16 protein-coding genes are annotated in these 19,579 nt (G+C 59.9%); 10 read left to right on the top strand and 6 right to left on the bottom strand.

Going from position 1 to position 19,579, the window contains the following annotated elements; all coding sequences use genetic code 11:
* The first annotated feature begins 17 nt into the window (after nt 1-17).
* A complete protein-coding gene (locus DX909_RS26380) occupies nt 18-1,673 on the top strand; it encodes a catalase (RefSeq protein WP_206513061.1) in 1,656 nt (551 codons plus the stop codon).
* A gap of 52 nt (nt 1,674-1,725) precedes the next feature.
* On the opposite strand, the gene DX909_RS26375 is transcribed toward DX909_RS26380, so the two are convergent.
* Together DX909_RS26375 and DX909_RS26370 are read right to left on the bottom strand one after the other, a co-directional pair.
* Nucleotides 1,726-2,868: a PepSY-associated TM helix domain-containing protein gene (locus DX909_RS26375; RefSeq protein WP_128548248.1), complete on the bottom strand. Its 1,143-nt coding sequence runs from the start codon at nt 2,866-2,868 to the stop codon at nt 1,726-1,728.
* Nucleotides 2,869-2,872: 4 nt separating this feature from the next.
* The gene (locus tag DX909_RS26370; RefSeq protein WP_128548247.1) at nt 2,873-5,269 is read right to left on the bottom strand and encodes a TonB-dependent receptor; all 2,397 of its coding nucleotides are present in this window, start codon (nt 5,267-5,269) and stop codon (nt 2,873-2,875) included.
* Between the two features lie 142 nt (nt 5,270-5,411).
* On the opposite strand from DX909_RS26370, the gene DX909_RS26365 reads away from it, so the two are divergent.
* The gene (locus DX909_RS26365; protein ID WP_128548246.1) at nt 5,412-5,867 is read left to right on the top strand and encodes a GNAT family N-acetyltransferase; all 456 of its coding nucleotides are present in this window, start codon (nt 5,412-5,414) and stop codon (nt 5,865-5,867) included.
* A 153-nt stretch (nt 5,868-6,020) separates the two neighbouring features.
* Nucleotides 6,021-6,773 (top strand): response regulator, encoded by a 753-nt coding sequence (locus DX909_RS26360; protein WP_128548245.1) that lies wholly within the window; start codon nt 6,021-6,023, stop codon nt 6,771-6,773.
* A gap of 15 nt (nt 6,774-6,788) precedes the next feature.
* Here DX909_RS26360 and DX909_RS26355 read toward each other — a convergent pair whose 3' ends face one another.
* The 3 genes from DX909_RS26355 to DX909_RS26345 form a co-directional block, all read right to left on the bottom strand.
* On the bottom strand, nt 6,789-7,883 hold the full coding sequence (locus DX909_RS26355; protein WP_128548244.1) for a hybrid sensor histidine kinase/response regulator: 1,095 nt from the start codon (nt 7,881-7,883) through the stop codon (nt 6,789-6,791).
* Between the two features lie 573 nt (nt 7,884-8,456).
* A complete protein-coding gene (locus tag DX909_RS26350) occupies nt 8,457-8,888 on the bottom strand; it encodes a hypothetical protein (RefSeq protein WP_128548243.1) in 432 nt (143 codons plus the stop codon).
* A 188-nt stretch (nt 8,889-9,076) separates the two neighbouring features.
* The gene (locus DX909_RS26345; protein WP_128548242.1) at nt 9,077-9,853 is read right to left on the bottom strand and encodes a hypothetical protein; all 777 of its coding nucleotides are present in this window, start codon (nt 9,851-9,853) and stop codon (nt 9,077-9,079) included.
* A gap of 185 nt (nt 9,854-10,038) precedes the next feature.
* Here DX909_RS26345 and DX909_RS26340 point away from each other — a divergent pair, with 185 nt between their 5' ends.
* Together DX909_RS26340 and DX909_RS26335 are read left to right on the top strand one after the other, a co-directional pair.
* Entirely contained in the window at nt 10,039-11,115 is a 1,077-nt protein-coding gene (locus tag DX909_RS26340; protein ID WP_128548241.1) for a helix-turn-helix domain-containing protein, read from the top strand.
* 74 nt (nt 11,116-11,189) lie between these two features.
* Complete coding sequence (locus DX909_RS26335) at nt 11,190-14,633, top strand: hypothetical protein (RefSeq protein ID WP_128548240.1); 3,444 nt, start codon at nt 11,190-11,192, stop codon at nt 14,631-14,633.
* Between the two features lie 12 nt (nt 14,634-14,645).
* Here the strand turns inward: DX909_RS26335 and DX909_RS26330 are convergent, their stop codons facing one another.
* The gene (locus DX909_RS26330) at nt 14,646-15,527 is read right to left on the bottom strand and encodes a helix-turn-helix domain-containing protein (RefSeq protein WP_128548239.1); all 882 of its coding nucleotides are present in this window, start codon (nt 15,525-15,527) and stop codon (nt 14,646-14,648) included.
* A gap of 158 nt (nt 15,528-15,685) precedes the next feature.
* Here DX909_RS26330 and DX909_RS26325 point away from each other — a divergent pair, with 158 nt between their 5' ends.
* The 5 genes from DX909_RS26325 to DX909_RS26305 all read left to right on the top strand — a co-directional run.
* Nucleotides 15,686-17,011, top strand: coding sequence for a Gfo/Idh/MocA family protein (locus DX909_RS26325; RefSeq protein WP_128548238.1), 1,326 nt, complete (start codon nt 15,686-15,688; stop codon nt 17,009-17,011).
* A gap of 29 nt (nt 17,012-17,040) precedes the next feature.
* A complete protein-coding gene (locus tag DX909_RS26320; protein ID WP_128548237.1) occupies nt 17,041-17,937 on the top strand; it encodes a sugar phosphate isomerase/epimerase family protein in 897 nt (298 codons plus the stop codon).
* Nucleotides 17,938-17,941: 4 nt separating this feature from the next.
* Complete coding sequence (locus DX909_RS26315; protein WP_128548236.1) at nt 17,942-18,730, top strand: phytanoyl-CoA dioxygenase family protein; 789 nt, start codon at nt 17,942-17,944, stop codon at nt 18,728-18,730.
* 205 nt (nt 18,731-18,935) lie between these two features.
* Nucleotides 18,936-19,211, top strand: coding sequence for a hypothetical protein (locus DX909_RS26310; protein WP_128548235.1), 276 nt, complete (start codon nt 18,936-18,938; stop codon nt 19,209-19,211).
* A 112-nt stretch (nt 19,212-19,323) separates the two neighbouring features.
* The coding region (locus DX909_RS26305; RefSeq protein ID WP_229311205.1) for a c-type cytochrome domain-containing protein at nt 19,324-19,579 on the top strand (256 nt) is incomplete at its 3' end.

The raw sequence follows: 19,579 nt of genomic DNA, 5'->3' as shown, positions 1-19,579 counted from the left end.
TTTTAACAAAAAGTATCATGGAGAATAAAAACGGAATGACGGGCAGCGGGCACGAAAACGACAACGACAACCGGAACGGCCACCAGAATGCCGGCCGGAACATCCCGTCCGGTGATGCCGACCACACGATCACTACCCGCCAGGGCCATCCGGTGTATGACAACCAGAACATTCGCACGGTCGGGAACCGCGGGCCTGCTACGCTGGAGAATTACCACTTCCTTGAAAAAATCACGCACTTCGATCGGGAGCGCATCCCGGAGCGGGTCGTTCACGCCCGGGGCGCCGGGGCACACGGGTATTTCGAAGCCTACGGAACGGTCGGTGACGAGCCGGTTTCCAGATATACCCGCGCCAAACTGTTGCAGCAGAAAGGCAAACGGACCCCGGTATTTGTCCGTTTCTCGTCCGTCATTCATGGGGGACACTCTCCCGAAACCCTCCGCGATCCGCGCGGCTTTGCGGTCAAGTTCTATACCGAAGACGGTAACTGGGACCTGGTGGGCAATAACCTGAAGGTGTTCTTTATCCGGGACGCCATGAAGTTTCCCGACCTCGTCCACGCCTTCAAACCCGACCCCGTCACCAACCGGCAGGACGGCGAGCGGATCTTCGACTTCATCAGCAACACGCCGGAGGCCATGCACATGATTACGTTCCTGTTTTCGCCCTATGGCATTCCGGCCAGTTACCGGCAGATGCAGGGGTCGGGCGTCAACACCTACAAGTGGGTGAACGCCGAGGGGCAGGCCGTGCTGGTCAAATACCACTGGGAACCCAAACAGGGCATCCGGAACCTGACGCAGGCCGAAGCCGAAGCGATTCAGGCCAAAAACTTCAACCATGCCACGCAGGATCTGTACGAAGCCATCGAGCGGGGTGAATTTCCGGAATGGGAACTGCTGGTGCAGATCATGAGCGACGACGAACATCCCGAACTGGACTTCGATCCGCTGGACGACACCAAGCTCTGGCCCACCGACCAGTTCCCCTGGTTGCCCGTCGGGCGGATGGTGCTGGACCGCAACCCGGAAAACTATTTTGCCGAAGTCGAACAGGCCGCTTTCGGAACCGGGGTGCTGGTGGACGGGCTGGACTTCTCCGACGACAAGATGCTCCAGGGCCGCACGCTGTCGTATTCCGATACCCAGCGGTACCGCGTCGGGCCGAACTATCTCCAACTGCCGATCAACGCCCCGAAAACCCACGTGGCGACCAACCAGCGCGACGGCCAGATGACCTTCCGGGTGGATACGCCGGCCGGTTATAACCCGCACGTCAACTACGAGCCGTCGACCCTCGGCGGACTGAAGGAAGCGCCCCGGACCGGGCCGGACCACACGCCCCGCCATGAAGGGAACCTCGTCCGGCAGAAAATCGACCGGACCAACGACTTCAAACAGGCCGGCGAACGCTACCGGATGTTTGAGGACTGGGAGCGCGACGACCTGATCCTGAATCTGGTCAATACGCTGAAACCGGCCGACAAGCGGATTCAGGACAAGATGATCGAACTGTTCACGCAGTGTGACGAAGACTACGGCCGGCGGGTAGCCGAAGGGCTGCGGCAGGGCGACAGCCCCAAAACGGAAAGCGGCCCCATCGCGTCCACCAACCCGGAGGAAGGCATTCGGCAGGCGCAGGAGCAGTCGCATCCGGCCAAACCCTACTGATCCGGACGGTTCAGGAAAACGGAAAAGGACCCCGACCGCGGTCCTTTTCCGTTTAAGCCGTTTTGGAATCGGATCGGGCCCGGAACCCGGCCGGCATCCGGCGGTCGGGTTTTTTCCGACGCAGCCGGGGCGGATACCGGGTTCTGCGATACCAGAGCAAAAAGCCGGTGAGGGTCAGGACGGCCCCCGACAGGCTGAAAATACAGTAGAGCAACTTGACCGGCCACCCGCCGTACTGGCCGAAGTGGAGGGTATACAGCGCATATTCAAAGCGTTCGAAGGCGGTCAGGTCCTGTTCCCGGAAAATGGTCCGGACGGCGCCCGTCGTTCCGTCGAATTCGGCGTAGCTGGCATATTCGCCGTACAGCCAGGTCTGACCGTGGGCGGTGGCATAAATCTGGATCGTGCCGTCTTTTTCGCGGGGAAAGGAGATGTTTTGAATCCGCCCGCCGAACCATTGGCGGGTTTGACGGACTAGCCGGTCCAGGTCGACCCGGATCGCCGGAGGAGGGGCGGCTTCCCCGGGGGAGAGGCCGTTGCCGAAGTGTGACGGCAGGTTTAGCGCGTGTTTGACCATCCAGAACCCGCTCAGGGCAAGCAGCAGGTAAAAAAACAGCCCCCAGACGCCCAGAATCCGGTGCAGCCGGGAGGAGATGCCCGCCCAGGAAGTCCACCGGCCCCCGATCCGGAACAGCAGGACTTTCAGGAGCGACTTCCGGTATACATACAGCCCCGAGACGACCGAAGCCAGGAGCGCCAGGGCGAATACGGCCGCCAGCAGCTCTCCGACCTTTCCCAGCCAGAACGTATAGTGCAGACTCAGCAGCTGGTCGTACAGGCTGTCGAAGGTCTGGCCCAGAACCCGGCCGTTATACGGATTGACGTACAGCAGCCCGTACCGGCGGGTCGAGGGCTGGTAGATGCGCATCTCGATGGTTTCTTCCGGCCGGCGGGGCAGCGTCCGGAAGGAATACAGCCAGGTGTCGGTCACCTGGCTCCGCACCCGCTCATACAGCGTTCGGTAGGGCAGGGGGGTACCCGCCGGCTTTACGCGGAGCAGGTGCGGATGCTCCCGGAGGTTCAGCTCCTCCCGGAACACGATGACGGCTCCGGTCAGGAAAAAGATCAGAATGAACCCGCCGGCGATCAGGCCCGCCCAGGAATGCAGCAGAAAGATTTGCCGGCCGGTTTTCATGGTTTCAGAAGCGATAGGCAACACTCAGGACCCCCCGCCGGACCCATTGCGGCTCCCAGGTGGTCGGACTGAACGATTGCAGATAATACTTGCGGTTTGCCAGATTGCTGACGGTCAGGAGCAGGCTGAGGCCCCCGATACGGTAACCGACCGATGCGTCCATGGTCGTGTAACTGCGGGTCAGGGTGATGTTTTCGGTGGTTCCGTAGAACCGGCCGCGGTGGAACACCCCGTAGCCGAGGGTCAGGCCCTTCACCAGCCGGTCGAAGCGGTAATCGGCCCAGAGGCTGTAGCTGTTGCGGGGCTGGGCGCCCAGCCAGTTGCCCGAGCGGTAGGCCGGGTCCGATACTACCTCGGCCTCAATGTAGGAGGCCGAAGCGATCAGATTCAGGTTGGAGTTGACCTTCCCGTTCACATCCAGCTCGACGCCCCGGCTGCGGTGGTGTCCTCCGCTGTAGAGGTTGTATTTGAAATCCGCGTTGCCCGGGTTGATCGGGTCGAGGTAAACATAGCCGAAAACGTCTTTCTTGTCGATCTGGAAGGCGGTCAGCGTCACGCCCAGCCGTTCCTTCAGCAGATTGCCTTTCATACCCGCTTCGACCTGTTCGCCGATGGTTGGGGCGGGGGCCGAAAACTGGGCCGTATTTTCGGCGGCCGGGTCCGGGGCATTGACTTCATAGCTTTTGCTATATGAGGCAAAAGCCGACAGCCAGGGCAGCGGTTTGTATACGAGCCCGAACCGGGGCGACACCGGGCCGGCCACGGCCGGCTGGTCGGTTTCGGGCCGTTCCGACTCGTTGTCGTAGCGGTTGCCCTGCTCGGTGCGGTTGAAACGGACGCCCAGCAGGAACTGCAGGCGGTCGTTCAGAAGGCTGATCTGATCCTGGACGTAAAGGCCCCGGCGAATGTAATAGAACCGGAATTTCTCGTACGGCGAGGTGTCGTCGGCAACCCGGATGCGCCCGTACTGGGGCCGGTAGATATTGAAGGTGCTGTCGACCCGGTTGTAGCCCGCCCCCGTCGAATACCGCGAAAAAGAGTCGTTGTATTCGGCTCCGGCAAACAGATGGTGTTTGACGGGGCCGGTAGTGATTTCGCCCAGGATTTCGAGGGAAACCGTCCGGATGTCGAACCACTGGCGGTAGTTGTATTCATACCGGTCGACCCGGCCGTCGGGATCCGGGATGCTGCCGGTGCTGAGGCTGGCCGGGTTCCGGAAGGTGTAGCTGTAACCCGCCAGGTTCCGGACCCGCCAGCGGGAATTGATCTGGTAGGTCAGGGTCGAGTAAACGCCGTGGTCGTGGAACCCGTACTGGACACCGGGTTCGCTGAGGTAGCGGTTGTAGGGAATTTTCGAAAGACCGGCATAGGTGCCGTCGGGAGAAACCAGCCCGGGGTCGTCCGACGCCGTCGTTTTCTTAAAGGTATATTCCACGTTCCACTCCAGATCGGGCGTAATTTTCCAAAGCACCGAGGGGGCCACCATGACGGCCTTGTTTTTCACATAGTCGCGGAAACTGTTCGACTGCTCATAGGTGGCGTTCAGTCGGTAAAGCAGGGTCCGGCGGGCGTTGATCGGCCCCGATACGTCGACCGTCGGGCGGAATAGGCCATATTGCCCGACCTTCGTTTCGATCCGGCGGTAATGGTAGTTCAGCGGCTTTTTGGTGACCAGGTTCATGACGCCCCCCGGGGCAACGTCGCCGTACAGGATGGCAGTCGGCCCTTTCAGAAATTCGACGCTTTCGATGTTGTCGTTGAAATGGGTGCCCATGTTCCAGATCATGAACCCGTTCCGGCGGTAGTTCTGCCAGTTGTTAAGGTTGAAGCCGCGGGCGTTGAAATACTGGTAGGTGTTCTGGCCGCCGTAGGTCCCGCCCAGGTTGACGCCGGCTACGTTCCGGACGATGGTCGCCATGTCGAAGGCGTTCTGATTCCGGATGACTTCCTGCCCGACGACCTGAATCGCCATCGGGATGTCGATCAGTTCCTGGTTGGTGCGGGTGGCCGAGGAGGTCCGGCGTTTCTGGCCCGTCACGACGACTTCACCCAGCTGCCGGGCCGAGGCCCGAAGCACGACCGTCAGCGCGGGATCAGGGGTGGTGCCGACCCGGACGGTCTGCTCGACGGCATCGAAGCCTACCCCGCTGATCCGCAGGGTCTGCTCGCCTTCGGGAAGATTGGTGAGCAGGAAAGCCCCGTTCTCATCGGTGGCCACACCAGCGCGGCTACCCACGACCGACACCGACACATAAGCGGCCGGGCTGCCGTCGGAGGTGGTCACTTTGCCGGATAAAATGCCCCGGAGCTGCTGCGCAAATCCCGGCGTGAACAGCATCAGCAGGAGGCTCGTTAAGAGAAAGCGGAGGGGGTTTCCGATTCGGTACAACGTACGGTTCATTGAAAATTCAGGAAGATTGGTTGAATAGGACGACAAACATAAGCAGGCTGCGTTTGAACGCAAAATTTATTTAGATTAATTCTTAATAAAATTAACTTTTTAAAAATGAATTACTTGTGCGTATACTACCATCGTTTCCGCAATGACCATAAACATCCGTCCCTACACCCCGGCCGACCGGGAAGCCGTTATCGGGCTGCTGCGCCTGAACACACCCCGGTACTTTGCCGAATCCGAAGAAGGGGATTTGATTTATTATCTAGAGAATCACGCCGGGCACTACTTCGTTCTGGAGGAAGAAGGCCGGATGCTGGGCTGCGGAGGTTTCAACCTTTCCGACGACGGAACCGTCGGGAAGATCAGCTGGGATTTTTTCCATCCGGAGCATCAGGGCCGGGGCCTCGGCAGCCGGCTCACCCGGTACCGGATCGAAAAACTGAAGGAACATGCGTCGGTGAAGACCGTCTCGGTCCGGACGTCCCAGATGGCGTGGCGGTTTTACGAAAAACAGGGCTTTGAACTGAAGGAAGTCGTCCTGGACTACTGGGCGCCCGGCTTCGACCTGTACCGGATGGAATGCAGGATCGATGCCCCCTGAACGTTTAGAGGGGAAGGTTAGCCTCCGGGGCGCGGAACCGCAGAAAAAATTTACATATTTTATTAAAATAAATTTGTTCACTTAAGTAAATTTGCCCGCATTTCCACCCACTTTACATACCCTCCGTAAGCCAAACCCTGTACCTGAAAAGAAATGCCGATCCGGATTTTATTGATTGAAGATTCTTACCAAATCCGCGAGAATATTGCCGAACTGCTGAAGCTGAATGGATACGAAGTACAAACGGCAGGGAACGGCCCCGCCGGGGTGGCCCTGGCATCCCGGTATCCGCCGGACCTGATTCTCTGTGACATCATGTTGCCCGAAATGGACGGGTACGGCGTCCTGGAAAACATCCGGAACGACCCCGCTCTGGCCCATGTCCCCTTTATCTTCCTGACGGCCAAAGCCGACATGAGGGACCTTCGCCGGGGCATGGTGCTGGGGGCCGACGACTACCTTACCAAACCGTTTCACATCGTCGACCTGCTGATGGCCGTCGAAAGCCGGCTGAAGCGGCTGCGGCAGCAGAATGGTTCCGGCCCCTGCGAGCGGGAATACCTCCGGACGATCCGGGGCCGCGATACCCGGGGCAGTACGCTCCTGAATGCCGATGATTGTTATTATTTTTTCGTGGAGAACCGGGCCTATTTCGCCCGTCACCCGCTGGGAACGTTTCAGGTCGATCTCACGCTGGAGCGGCTGACGGCCGTACTCGATCCGAATCAGTTTTTCAGAATCAACCGGAACGTCATCCTGCACCGGAAAATGGTGCAGAAATACGCCTATTGGGAAAAGGGGAAGTATTGCCTGTTCCTGGCGATGGGCGAACAGGCTATTCTGCCGAGGGCGCGATACAGTCCGTTCAAACAGTGGCTGGCCGGCGGGGCAGCCTCCCGGGTCTGAGCGACCCGAAACGGTTCAGGCTGCGACGGGAAGCCGGATCGAGACCTCGGTCCGGTCGCCCCGGCTTTCGATTTTCAGGCTACCCCCGTTCAGCTTCAGAATCTGTTTCAGGATCGAGAGGCCCAGGCCGAAGCCCTGCTGCTCGTACCGGCTCCGGTCGAACTGGGTGTAGGGCGCGATCCGGTCCAGGTCGCCGGTCTGAAACGACTGTCCCTGATTGGTGGCCGTAAAGCGGTAGCATTCCCCTTCCACGACCCCCGACAGATGCACCAGACCGTTCGGTTCCGAAAACTTCACCGCATTGTCCACCAGTTCTTCCAGACAGACGGCGAGGTTGTCGGCCGAAATCCGGAGCCGCGCGGTTTCCACCTCATACCGGTACAACATTTCCCGACCCTGACGGTATTCCACGCGGGACACCAGCCTGGGAAAAAGCTCCGCCGAAATGAGGCTGCTGCCCCCGACATAATAGTCGTAGGCCGGGCTTTCCGGGTTGAGGTGCTGCAGATCGTCCATGAGCCGGATGTTGTCCAGCGACCGTTTCAGCCGCGTTCCGCTCACCCGGATCATTTCGACCATCGACAGCAGTTCCTCCTCGTTGAACGCCTGATACTGGTCGATCAGCAGCGACGAGAAACCGAGGATGCCGTTGAGGCAGGTGTTGTATTCATGGGCCGCCATGGACGCGATGGTGCCGCGCTGTTCGGCGAGCCGGGCCTGCAGGTCGGCTTTCCGCTGCGACTCCCGTTTCATCCGGCTTTCAATCGTATTCAGCAGGGCCTGGAAGGTAAACGGTTTGGTGAGGTAGTCGTCGGCCCCCAGCACCATGCCCCGACGCAGGTTCACGGCGTCGGTTTTGGCCGTCAGGAAAATAAAAGGGACATTGGCCAGCGAACGGTTGCCGCGAATGACGTCCAGAACCTGGTAGCCGTCCACTTCCGGCATCATGATGTCGCACAGGATGAGGTCGGGAGGGTGAAGCATCGCCTGGCTGATGCCGTCCCGGCCGTTGGCTGCAGTTTCCACCCGAAATCCATTCAAGGTCAGCAGTTCCGAAATGTTTTCCCGGATCTGCATTTCATCTTCAATCAGTAAGATCTGGGTTTCCATGCCATCGAATGAGAACGGGCTGTTGAAATATTGAAAATTGGCTTCCTGCAGCGTCGGAAGGAACCGGACCGCCGGGGCACGCGGACGGCGCGGGCCGGTGACCGGCTTCTGTTTCAGGAGAAAAACCGGGAAACGAAAGGTGTTCCAAATCTGAAGAAAATTTCGGTGTTCGGTACGGAATCAGCTGAATCGGCCGTGTCGGTATGGGCCTGAACGATACGGGATAGCCCCCAAAAGATATGCCAATCTGTTCCGGTTTGGCAAAAGTAACCGGAAACTGACTTTTGTCATCTTCCCGTATGATCTTTCTACTTCCTTCCCGCCGGAAAATTTCCTTCTTTTGGAATTCGGTTTAACAAAGGATCTGCAGGGGCATGAAGGTGAGCGCAAGAAGGGATTTCTGGGAAAAAGTGATCATGATGATGTTGGGGATGCTGGGCCTTCTGATCCTCGCCGGTTTAACGTACTACTGATTTCGTACAGAGGCTTTCAAATGCCGACAGGTGGTCTCACTGAGACCACCTGTCGGTTCAAATCCGGCCGGCCGCTTTCGGGAGATGCCGCCGGCGGAGCTTATATTTTCTTTTCTTCGAACGAATCGACGCTGACCCGGATCTTCCGCTCGGGCAGTTCGGCGATTTCCATCAGGAAGGTAACCTTGCCTTCCTTGCCTTCGATGGTCATCGTAGCGTTTTTCTGGTCTCCCGAGGGGTCGGTAAAAAGCGCCTTGATCACCGATTTTCCTTCCTTATATGGAGTATTCCAGGTGCAGGTGGCCGACTGGATCCGGCCGTTCATCTTATGGTCGGCATTGCCGGGACGAATCACGATCTCCGATTTGCCGATCTCGATGATACTGTTTTCTTCGACCGTCTTTGTTACCGTTCCCGAACCATCCAGATATTCGGTCTTCGAGGTGGAAAGCTTCAGTTCCTTGTCGCATTGACCAAAGGAAACGGTGAGGCAGGAGGCCAGGAGCAGGGCAGTACACAGCAGTTTTTTCATAAGTATCTGTTGGTAAGGGTAAAACTGAGGACAAGGTAAAAGCCGGGTGGATACTATGCAAAACATAGTACCTGATTATGCAATGCTATTTGACAGGCGGTGTCATCCCGGGATAAACGGAAGTCCCATTCCGGGAGTCGCACTCCGGGTGTCGCACTCCGGGTGTCGTACTCTGGAAGCCGGTCCGGTCAGATAATTTCTTCGGAGGTGGTGGTCCGGGACGGGTCGGGTTTTTCCGGCGGCCGGGTCGGGGTGTCGTGAAAGCGGAGGGCGTCGATCAATTCGTCCTCATTCAGTTTTTCTTTTTTGAGATAGGAGGCCAGCCGGCCGGCCGGCTCTTCGAGCGCCCTGAGGACCGATTTTCGGGAAAGCCGCACCGGCCGCAGCCTCCGGTTTTCGGACCCGACGAAATAGACGTTCTGCCGCTCGAAAAACCCGTCAAACGCGTCCTGCTCCGAAAAACCGGCAGTCCGTCCGACTCTCAGGGAACACCGGATGTACTTGAGCAGGCGGGTGGGGCCGTCGTATAGAAGGTGGTAATACACCCCCTTCCCTCGTTTTCCCGAACCGGCACCGGCCCGGATGAAACGGGCTCCGCCGAGAGAGAAGGTTTCGGGAAACGCAGTCTGTTGCTGCGGGCTGTCGGGGAAAAGGCACGATAATTGGTTGGTAACGACGTTGAAGGCCATCCGGCACGAAAGCGTCCGACCGGTCGGCCCTAACTCCAGCGTACCTTCCTGCCAGACCGGATAGGTCAGGTATTCGCTGCCGAGATAGACCACCGGTCTGCCGATGCCGGTATTCCGGTCGACCCGGTTCAGCAGCAGGCCGTCCGGTTCCGTCCGGTTCCGGCAGATGGTAACTACCCGGCCCCGGTCGTCTTTGGTGACCGTACATTGGGAAAGGACGGAGGTCGCGGGGGCCAGGAGTAAAAAAAATCCGGCGGCTGTGGTTCTGATTTTCATTGCGTTGATTCATATTGTGCATGGCAAAATAGGAGGTTCGGTGGCCGGATGTCATCACGCAGTCCGAGGGATTGTGATAAGCGGCCGGCATCCCCCGGAACGAGGGAATCCGCCGGCCCTCCGGAATGGTAGATTTACCGGCCCGTTGTCCTTTCCCGAAACCGACAGCCTAAAACCGTTTGAAGATGGCATCCCAGATCAATCTGTTTATTCTTCTTTTCGGCGCGTTACAGGGCGGACTGCTGAGCCTCTGGTTTCTGAAGAACCGGCGCCGGGAGCCGGCCCACCTGTACATGGCGCTGTTTCTGATGGTCGTCGGAATTCAGCTGACGCTGAAAAGCATCGCCAAGGTCTGGATGTTTCATACCGTCCCATTTCTCTACCTCCTATCGTACCAGATGCCGCTGCTGGTCGGGCCTTTGCTGTTCCTCTACGCGAGAGCCGGGCAGAACCGGCGTTTCAAACGGGCCGACGCTCTGCATTTCGTGCCGTTTGGGCTGTCGGTTGCCGGGGTCGGGCTGACCCTGCTGACGGACGGGGCCTGGAGAGAGGCTCACCCGTGGCTGAGGGCCGCCGTTCAACTGGTTTTTCTGGGGGTGTATGCGGTTCTGGCCCGGCGCCGGGCCGACCGGCCGGTAAAGCGCTTTGTGAGTGTGGCGGCCGCGGCCGAAGCGGTCATTATCGTGACGCTGGCGCTGATGGTTCTCTATAACGGGCGGTTTCCGGATGTCCGGCTGCTTTTCGTGGCCCTCACCCTGCTGATTTATTGGGTGAGTTATCAAGTCATTTCGGAGACCGGGCCGTTTGCCCGGCCCGAACCGGCTTCCGGGAATTCGAAAGGGTACCGGGTTCCCAAATACGCCCATTCAAGCCTCAAAAGCGAAGAAGCCGACCGGATCGAACGGGAATTGCTGCGGCTGATGGCCCAGGAAAAAATCTACCTCGACCCTGAACTGACCAACGATTTGCTGGCCGCAAAACTCGGCACCACCCGGCATCACCTGTCTCAGGTATTGAACGAACGGCTTCAGAAGACCTACGCCGACTATATGAACGGCCTGCGCCTGGAGGAGGCTCTCCGGCGGCTGAGCGACCCGGCCGACTACCGGTTCACCATTATGGCCATCGCCTTCGACTCGGGCTTCAACTCCATTGCCACCTTCAACGAGGCCTTCCGCAAACGGTACGGCACCACGCCATCCCTGTTTCGAAAATCTTCCCTGAAACAGGCCCGGCCGGAAGACTCCCGGAGGACCGGATAGATTTCCGGTCCGACCGGAATGGAAGCATCGGGCGTTTTTCGGGCCTAAATCGCCGGGGAACAAACCCCCTGCCGATGCGACTCCTGTTTCTGCTGCTGCTCGCCCTCGACTGCCGGTCGATGCCCTCCCCCCAGCCTCCGGCCCGACACCTGGAAAACGTCGCCTTCGACTCCCGCCGAAACCGCCTGGTCCTGTACGGCGGTGGGATGGTCGAACAGGGCCGGCTGACCGAATATACCACTCTGTATGAATGGAGCCCGGAGGGCTGGCGGGCCTTTGATGCGCCGGGTCCGGGAGGCCGCAATGGGGCGGCCCTGGTGTATGACGAAGCCCGGCAGCTTTCGCTGCTGATCGGTGGAGTGACGGAGAAGACGAAACCTTACCGGATATGGTATGATCTCTGGGGCTGGAACGGGCAGTCGTGGCGACGCATGGATACGCTTGTACCGGTGAAGGAGCCGCAGGCCGTGTACGACCCGGACCGCCGGCGGTTGCTCGTCTATGGAGACGGTAGCGATAAGAACCGGCTGACCTACGGACCTGACCAGCGTTTCGAATTGTGGGAATACAGCCGGAGCCGCTGGAGAAAGCTTTCCGACGGCGGCCCCCATCCCGACGGCCCTTACCAGATGACCTTCGACCGCGCCCGCCGGACGCTGGTGATGGTAGACTGGGAAGGAGACACGCCGGTGGTGTGGGAGTGGAAGGCCGGGCGCTGGGTCCAGAAGCGCAGCCCGACGGACGGGCCGACATCCCGCACCCGGTATGCCCTGATCTGGTCGCCCGCCGACCGCGTGACCTATCTCTATGGCGGGCTGAACACCGCCCGGCGCCAGGTGGGCGATTTCTGGACGTGGGACGGAGACCGCTGGCGGGCCGTGGCCGCCGAAACCGGTCCCGGCCCCCGAAATTCCGCCCATTTTGCCGCTGCCGGTGACCGGCTTCTGCTGTTCGGTGGGTCGGTCCCAAGGCCGGAGGAGCCGGACAAACTGACCCTCTCGGCCGACCTCTGGGAATGGCGCAACGGGGCCTGGTCGCTCTGGAATCCGGTTTTCTCCAATTTGCCGGTGGGTCCGCATCCGGTCGGCTTCCGGATTTTGTCGCTAACGGATTCGACCCGGGTAACCAGAGCCCTGTACGATTTTCAGGGCCGAAAAGAAACCGGTAACCGTTACCGGACCATCCGGATCCATCTCTGGTATCCGGCGCGGCCCAATACCGGCACCGGACCGATGACGTATTGGGAATACGGCCGTACCGATGGCGTGTCCCGCATCGGTACGGCCGTCGAGGCTGAGGAAAAGGCCCGGACCCGGGAGCTGCTGAGGAACGGATTTCAGAATTTTTTCGGGAAGATATCAGACGCGGATTACCAACGGCTGATGGATGCCGGTTTCCTGGCCCGAAAGGAGGCCGTTCCGGCCGGAGGGCCGTGGCCGCTGCTGGTCGGGTGCCTGAGACCCCTTTCTACCGCCGTCACCAACGAACTGCTGGCTTCACACGGTTACCTGGTGGCCATGGTGTACAGCGCCGGCCAGGACGGCACCAACCCGCAGGTAGCCTATCTTCAGGACGTCCGGGACATGCAGCTGGCAATGAGCCACTTCCGGAACGGGGGGCTGGCGGACGAGGAACGGATCGGCGCCTTCGGCTTCAGCGGCTCCGGGCTGTCGCAGGTCCTGCTGGCGATGCATGATTCCCGCATCCGCGCCCTCGCCGATCTGGAAAGCGCCCTCTACGGAGCCGGCGTCTGGGACTATCTGTCCCGGTCCGATTTCTACGATCCGAAAAGCCTGAAAGTGCCTTTTCTGCACATTTACGGGAAAAAGCTCGCAGCCTCCGACGGTCATTTCGAGGAGTTTCACCGCAAGAAATATTCGGAACGCTATCACCTGCTGCTGAATTACGGCGGTCTGCATCACTGGGATGTGGCGACGGAGGGCCGGCTTTCGACCACGGTTCTGAAGGTTCGGGGGGAGAGGGAACCGGCGGTTCGGGCCAGCTTCGAGCTGGCGAACCGGTATCTGCTCCATTTTTTCGATGCGACGCTCCGGCAGGATCGGAACGCGCAGGCGGTTTTAAGGACCGGTGCCGGGCTGGGCCGCTATCCCGATTCGCTGTATTCGCTCCGGTATTATCCGGCGATTCAGGCGCCCCCCACCGTGCAGGAGTTCAAAGCGTTGATGCAGAGGGCGGGTCCCGATAGTGCGTTGTCGCTGGCCCGCCGGTTCCGCCGTCTGGATTCGACGGCGGCCTTTCTGCATCAGAATGCGCTGAACCGGTTGTCCCAGCAGCTGGGGGAGGAGGGCAAACCCCGGGAGGCCCTCGCCCTGATGCTTTTCGCTACGGAATCCCATCCGGGGGAAGCGTGGCTCTGGAACAACCTGGCTGCTCTGTACGAGAGTCTCGGCAACCGCCCGGAAGCGCTCCGGGTTTCGCAGACCGCCGTGCGGGTGGCCGAAGCCTACCGGGGACCGGAAACGGCTTATAACGAGCGCATCGGCCGGTATTCCCGGGCCCGGATCGACCGGCTTACAAAAGAGCTGAACCAGACACCGCCGGCTGCTGAACCCTATCCGGTGGGTTTCCGGACCTTACGGCAGACCGGTCGGGACGGAACCCCACTGCTGATCAGTCTCTGGTATCCGGCCCGGCCCAACGGTCGTTCCCTGTCGGTCGGGGACCTGATTCGCGCCGGGGCCGGCCCGGGTGAACCCGATTCACTGCCGGTGGTCTCCTTTCGGGATCTCCTGAAACGGATCTACGGTCGGGATACCCTGCCCGGCTTTCAGGCGGTATTGGCCGAATCCGCCGGCCTGTTCGCGGAAGCCGCCCTGCTTCCCGGAGCCTATCCGCTGGTGATTGCGCAATCCGATCCGATCTCCTATCAGGAGACGTTCCGGTTCCTGGCCGCCCACGGGTTTGTGGTGGCGGCCGTTCGCGGTCGGTTTTCCGATCAGCCGCCCGGCCCCGAAACCGGGAAGCACTATTCGCGTTTCACCGACGCGCTCGAATCCCTGCTTCATTTCATGGTAACCCAGCCGTTTGTTCAGAAAGATTCGGTCTATGCCTTCGGACATGGCGGAGGAATTCAGGCGGCCCTCTATCTCGCCATGCGGACGCCCCTGATCCGGAAGGTGGTCAATCTGGACGGCGGTTTTTTCGGACCCCGGTCCCATACGACCCTATCCGAGGACTATCATCCTGAAAAACTGAGCGTTCCGCTCCTGCATGTGGTCACGTCGGCGCAGGCCCGGGAAGAGGATCCCGCGCAGTTTCGAACGCTTTCCAACCCGATCCTGAAAGTGACGATCCGGCCGGATGAGGTCCGGCACCACGACCCGACCGCCCTGGGCCGGATGGCCCTGAAATTAACCCTCCGGCAGGACCGAACGGGCCGCCTGGAAACGGCTTTCCGGTCCGTTCACCGGATGGTTCTGGATTTCCTGCGGGGAAAGCCGGTGACGCCGGAGCCAGACTCCTTCTTTTCGGTGGAGAAGTTCAACGGGTTTCAATGAGCGATCGGGCTTTCAGTCGGAAGCCGTCCGGCGTCGGCGGAATTCGGTGGGGGTCAGGCCCATGCAGGTCCGGAAGACCTGATTGAAGTGGGAAATGTTCCGGAATCCGCTCTCGAAGCAGACCTGTCCGACGTCTTTTTGCGTGTCGGTCAGCAACCGGCAGGCGAAATTGATGCGCAGTTCGGAGAGGACGTCCACGAAGGTTTTGTTGGTCTGCCGGCGAAAATACCGGCAGAAGGCGGCCGGATTCATGCTCGCTTCGGCCGCCACGGCATCCAGCGAAATAGGGTCGGTCAGGTGCTTATGGATATAAGCCAGAATGCGGTTCATCCGGTCCGAATCGCGGGCCGGCTGCTGCCCGAAAAACGTCCGCCGGGAAAGCGTCCGGTAACTCCCTGTTTCGATCAGAGCCTGAAAAAGCCGTAGCCAGGCCACCGCCCGCCCGATGCCGGATTCCGCCGGCAGGTCCTCCATCCGGGGCCGGATGCGGTCGGCCACTTCTTTCGGGAAATGCAGCCCGTGGTCGGCGGCCTGAAACAACTGCCGGAGGGGCTGCATCTCCGGATTGTCCAGAAAGCCGCTTCCCCAGACCGTCATCCGGAACCGGAGAATGAGAGCCTCCGCCCGTCGTTCCGACTCCGGGTGGTAGTAGGCATCATCGTTCCGCCAGAAATGGGGCAGGTTCGGTCCCAGCAGCACCAGATCGCCCGGCCCGAACGGCTCGATGCTGTCCCCGACAAACCGGATGCCCGTGCTTTCGGTGATCAGGGTCAGTTCCAGTTCGGGATGGTAATGCCAGGGGTTGTCAAAATAGGGGACCTGTTCCCGGCGGATGTGAAAGGAGGATGATGGGCTTTCCTGCACGCGCAGCAGGAGTGGGAGGGCGCTGTTCATGGCGGAAAGGTCAGAAACTTTGTAAGGATGAATCCGGACTTATTTGCCTGATGGAGAAAAGTTAAGCAAAAATACCGGAAGGATCGGCAAATTTCCATCAAACATCGAAACCCGGGTATCGTCTACCTTTGGTTTATCGCTAAGCCCGATTCCTGACCATGAAACGGAGAGACTTTCTCAAAACCGGTACCGCCCTGTCGGCCGGACTGGCCCTGCCCACCCTCGTGCCGGCTTCCGTCTTCGGCCCCCATGCCCCGTCCAATCGAATCACCGTCGGATTCATCGGAACCGGCCGTCAGGCGGTAGGCGCCAATATGCCCGGATTTTTTTCCCTGCCCGATGTGCAGATCGTGGCGGTCTGTGACGTGGACCGCTGGCGCATGGAGCAGGCCCGGCAGGTGGTCGATCAGCAATACGGAAAAACCGCGCCCTCGGGCAGCTACAAATCCTGCCGGACCTACGACGACTTCCGGGAGGTCATCGCCCGCCGGGACATCGATGCCCTGATGATCTCCTCCCCGGACCACTGGCACGTGGCGATGGGAATCATGGCCGCCCAGGCGCGCAAACCCTTCAGTATCGAGAAACCGTTGAGTCTGAGCGTAAAACAGGGAAGGAGACTGTGCGAAGCGGTGAAGAAATCCGGCGTCGTCACCCGGACGGACAGCGAGTTCCGGTCGCTCCGGAACTTCAATCAGGCCGTCGAACTGGTCCGAAACGGCCGGCTCGGCCGGCTGGAGCGGGTGGAGATCACGTTTCCGTCCGACCCCGCCCCCGTGGCCCCGCAGCCCGACATGCCGGTTCCTAAAGAGCTGAACTACGACCTCTGGCTGGGACCGGCCCCGGTGGTTCCCTACACGGAGAAGCGGGTGCATACGCCCTTCGACCTGAAAATTCGCCCCAACTGGATGCGGATCGACACCTACGCCCAGGGAATGATCTCCAACTGGGGCGCCCATTATTTCGACATCGCCCAGTGGGCCAACAATACCGAAAACAGCGGGCCGGTGGAGGTGGAGGGCCGGGGCGAGTTTCCGAAAAGCCTCTGGAACAGCATGATCAACTTCGAGGTCCGCTACCGTTACGCCAACGGGGTGGAAATGACGGCCCGGCAAACCCCCGACAGCAAGCCTTCCATCCGGTTCACGGGCAGCACCGGCTGGGTTCAGATCGACGGATACCCAGGCACCATAACTGCCGGCGACCCGAAGCTGCTTCAGTGGAAGCCCGAAAAAGGGGAGCTGGACCTCTCCGGCACCCTGACCGACAAGGGTGATTTCATTGCGGCCGTCAAATCCGGAAAACCGAGCCTTGAACCTGTCGAAGTGGGGCACCGGACGATCTCGATTTCCCAGATCGGCCTGATTGCGTGTCAGGTAGGGGAGAAGCTCCGCTGGAACCCGGCCCGCGAAGAATTTGAAGGGGCCGACCGGGCCAACGCCCTGCTGGCCGCACCGGCCGCCCGAAACCCCTGGGCCATCTGACCGAAACCGGCTATTCAACCCGCAAACCCATGTCGTACCGTATTCTGTTACCGATCCTGCTCTGGACTGCCTTTTCTGCGACGACCGTCCGGGGACAGCGGGTGAAAAACGAGTTTTTCGTCCTCCATAACGCCATCCGGGGCGACTCTACCTACCGCACTTTCGACCAGCAGGTAAAACTGATTCAGTCGCTGGGCTTCGACGGCGTCGAGATTAATCAGATCGATTCATTCGAGGGAATGAAGGCGGCTCTGGACAAATACCGGTTCAGGGGTTCCTACTTTTATTTTAAGATCCGGCTGGAAGAACCACACCTCGATCCCCGGCTTCCGGGCGCCATCCAAGCGTTGAAAGGGTCCGGTACGGTGCTGGCGCCCTACGTCGTCAGTGACACCAAAAAATTTGCTCCGTCCACCCACGATGCCGACACGATGGTGGTCCGGCTGCTACGGGAGCTTTCCGATCTGGCCCGGCCCGCGGGCCTGTCCATTGCCCTCTATCCACATATCTTTTTTTACGTCGAACGGACCGACCACGCCCTGGAACTGGTTCGGAAGGCCGCCCGCCCGAACGTCGGGGTGTCGTTCAACCTGCCCCACTGGCTGGCGACGACGCCGAAAGCCGCCCGGGCGGGTCTGTTCGACCACCTGAGAACGATGAAACCCTACCTGAAACTGGTCACGGTCTGCGGGGCCTCCGACGAAGACGCACCTTCGACGGCCGCCATGTGGGACGTGTACATCCAGCCGCTGGGCCGGGGCACCTTCGACACCTTTGGGCTGCTGCGGTTCCTGACCCGCGACCTGGGTTATAAAGGGGCCATCGGCGTACAGTGCTACAACATCAGGGGCGACAAGCCCGAACTCCTCCGAAATACCATTGCCGTCTGGCGGCAATACCGGCAAAAACTCGATCAAACCGACTAAATCCATGGCCTTTACGAACGAACACCTGAAAACTTACGAGCGCGACGGATACGTCGTGGTCCGCAATCTGTTTTCCCGACCCGAGATCGACCGGCTGTACGGGCTGGCGCTGGAGGACGAGAAGCTCCGGAAGAACGCCCTCGACCGGGTCGATGCCGGCGGGCTGAAAACCCGGCTCACGCTCTGGTATACGCTCGACGACAGTCTGTACGGCAAGTTTGCCCGCTCGGCGCGCATCGTCGAAGCCGTGGAGCAAATTCTGGGCGGGCCGGCGGCCCATTACCATTCCAAACTCATGCAGAAGGAACCCCGGAAAGGCGGGGCCTGGGAGTGGCACCAGGATTACGGCTACTGGTACAAAAACAACGGTTTTCTGTTTCCGGATATGCTCAGCGTGCTGACCGCCCTGTCTCCGGCCACCCGCGAAAACGGCTGCCTCCAGATGATCCGGGGGTCGCACCGCATGGGCCGCGTCGAACACGGCTTTTCGGGAGAACAAATCGGGGCTGACCCGGAAAAGGTGGAGGAGGCCCTGAAGATCATGCCGCTCGATTATCTGGAGATGGAACCCGGCGACACGGCTTTTTTTCACTGCAACACCCTGCACCGCTCCGACGCCAACCACTCCGAATACCCGCGCTGGTCGATTATTACGGCCTATAATCTGGTGGCCAACAAACCGTATAAGGACGTCCACGTTAGCAGTTATACGCCGATCGAAGCCTGGCCGGGCGACCTGCTGAGTGAGGAAGCCGCCGGTATTTCGGACCGGGCCGATTTTCTGGTGCGGTAAGGCCGCCCCGGAGAGTTTACGGAAAATTTCCTACGGCCACCGGATCGATCAGTTTATGTAGTATATTTCATACGTAAGAATTTAACCGGAATCCGTGATGAAACCGTTAGCCTCCGGATCGCTGCTTCTGGCGGTCGCCTTCCTGTTCTAAGGCTGCAGGAAGAATGCGACGACTGAACCCGTCCCCGACCCCCGCGATGCCCTGGTGGGAAAGTATATCTGTGAGGTAACGAAGGAAAACTTCAACACGAAGCAAGTGCTGGCGTTCTACATCGACACCATCGAGGTGGTGAAGGGAACCGGAGCGGACGGCCTGGCTTTTCGGGAGGTGCGTAAGGTGCGGCTGCACGAATTGAAGTTTCTGGGAACCAACGCCTACTACGGACTGGCGACCGTCATCCGATTCGAGGAGAAGCAGTTCCTGATGACCAGCGGCCCGGATGCGGGCTTCTATGAATTCAAAGGGGTCAGGGCTCCCTGACGGAAACCGCCCATCGTCCGGTTCCGGTGTTGCGGTCTCCGGGTGACCGCCGGACGGTTAGGAACGCTGCGGTTTCGACTTTGTAGTTGAAAAACAGACGCTTTTACCGAACATGATGCCGGGCAATCGGTTCTTATGGGTAGCATTGGGGCTGACGATCCTGTCGTCCATCTTCTGGCTGGGCTTCCGCGAAGACCGGGTGGACTTCAATACGCAGGTCAAACCCCTTCTGAACAAGCACTGCATCGCCTGCCACGGGGGCGTCAAGAAAGCCTCTAACTTCAGTTTGCTCTTCCCGCATGAAGCCCTCGCTCCGGCCAAGTCGGGCAGGCACCCCATCGTGCCCGGCGATGCCGCAGCCAGCGAGA

The organism is Larkinella soli (assembly GCF_003703975.1).
Taxonomy (GTDB): domain Bacteria; phylum Bacteroidota; class Bacteroidia; order Cytophagales; family Spirosomataceae; genus Larkinella; species Larkinella soli.
This window is presented reverse-complemented; position numbering and strand designations above follow the sequence as displayed.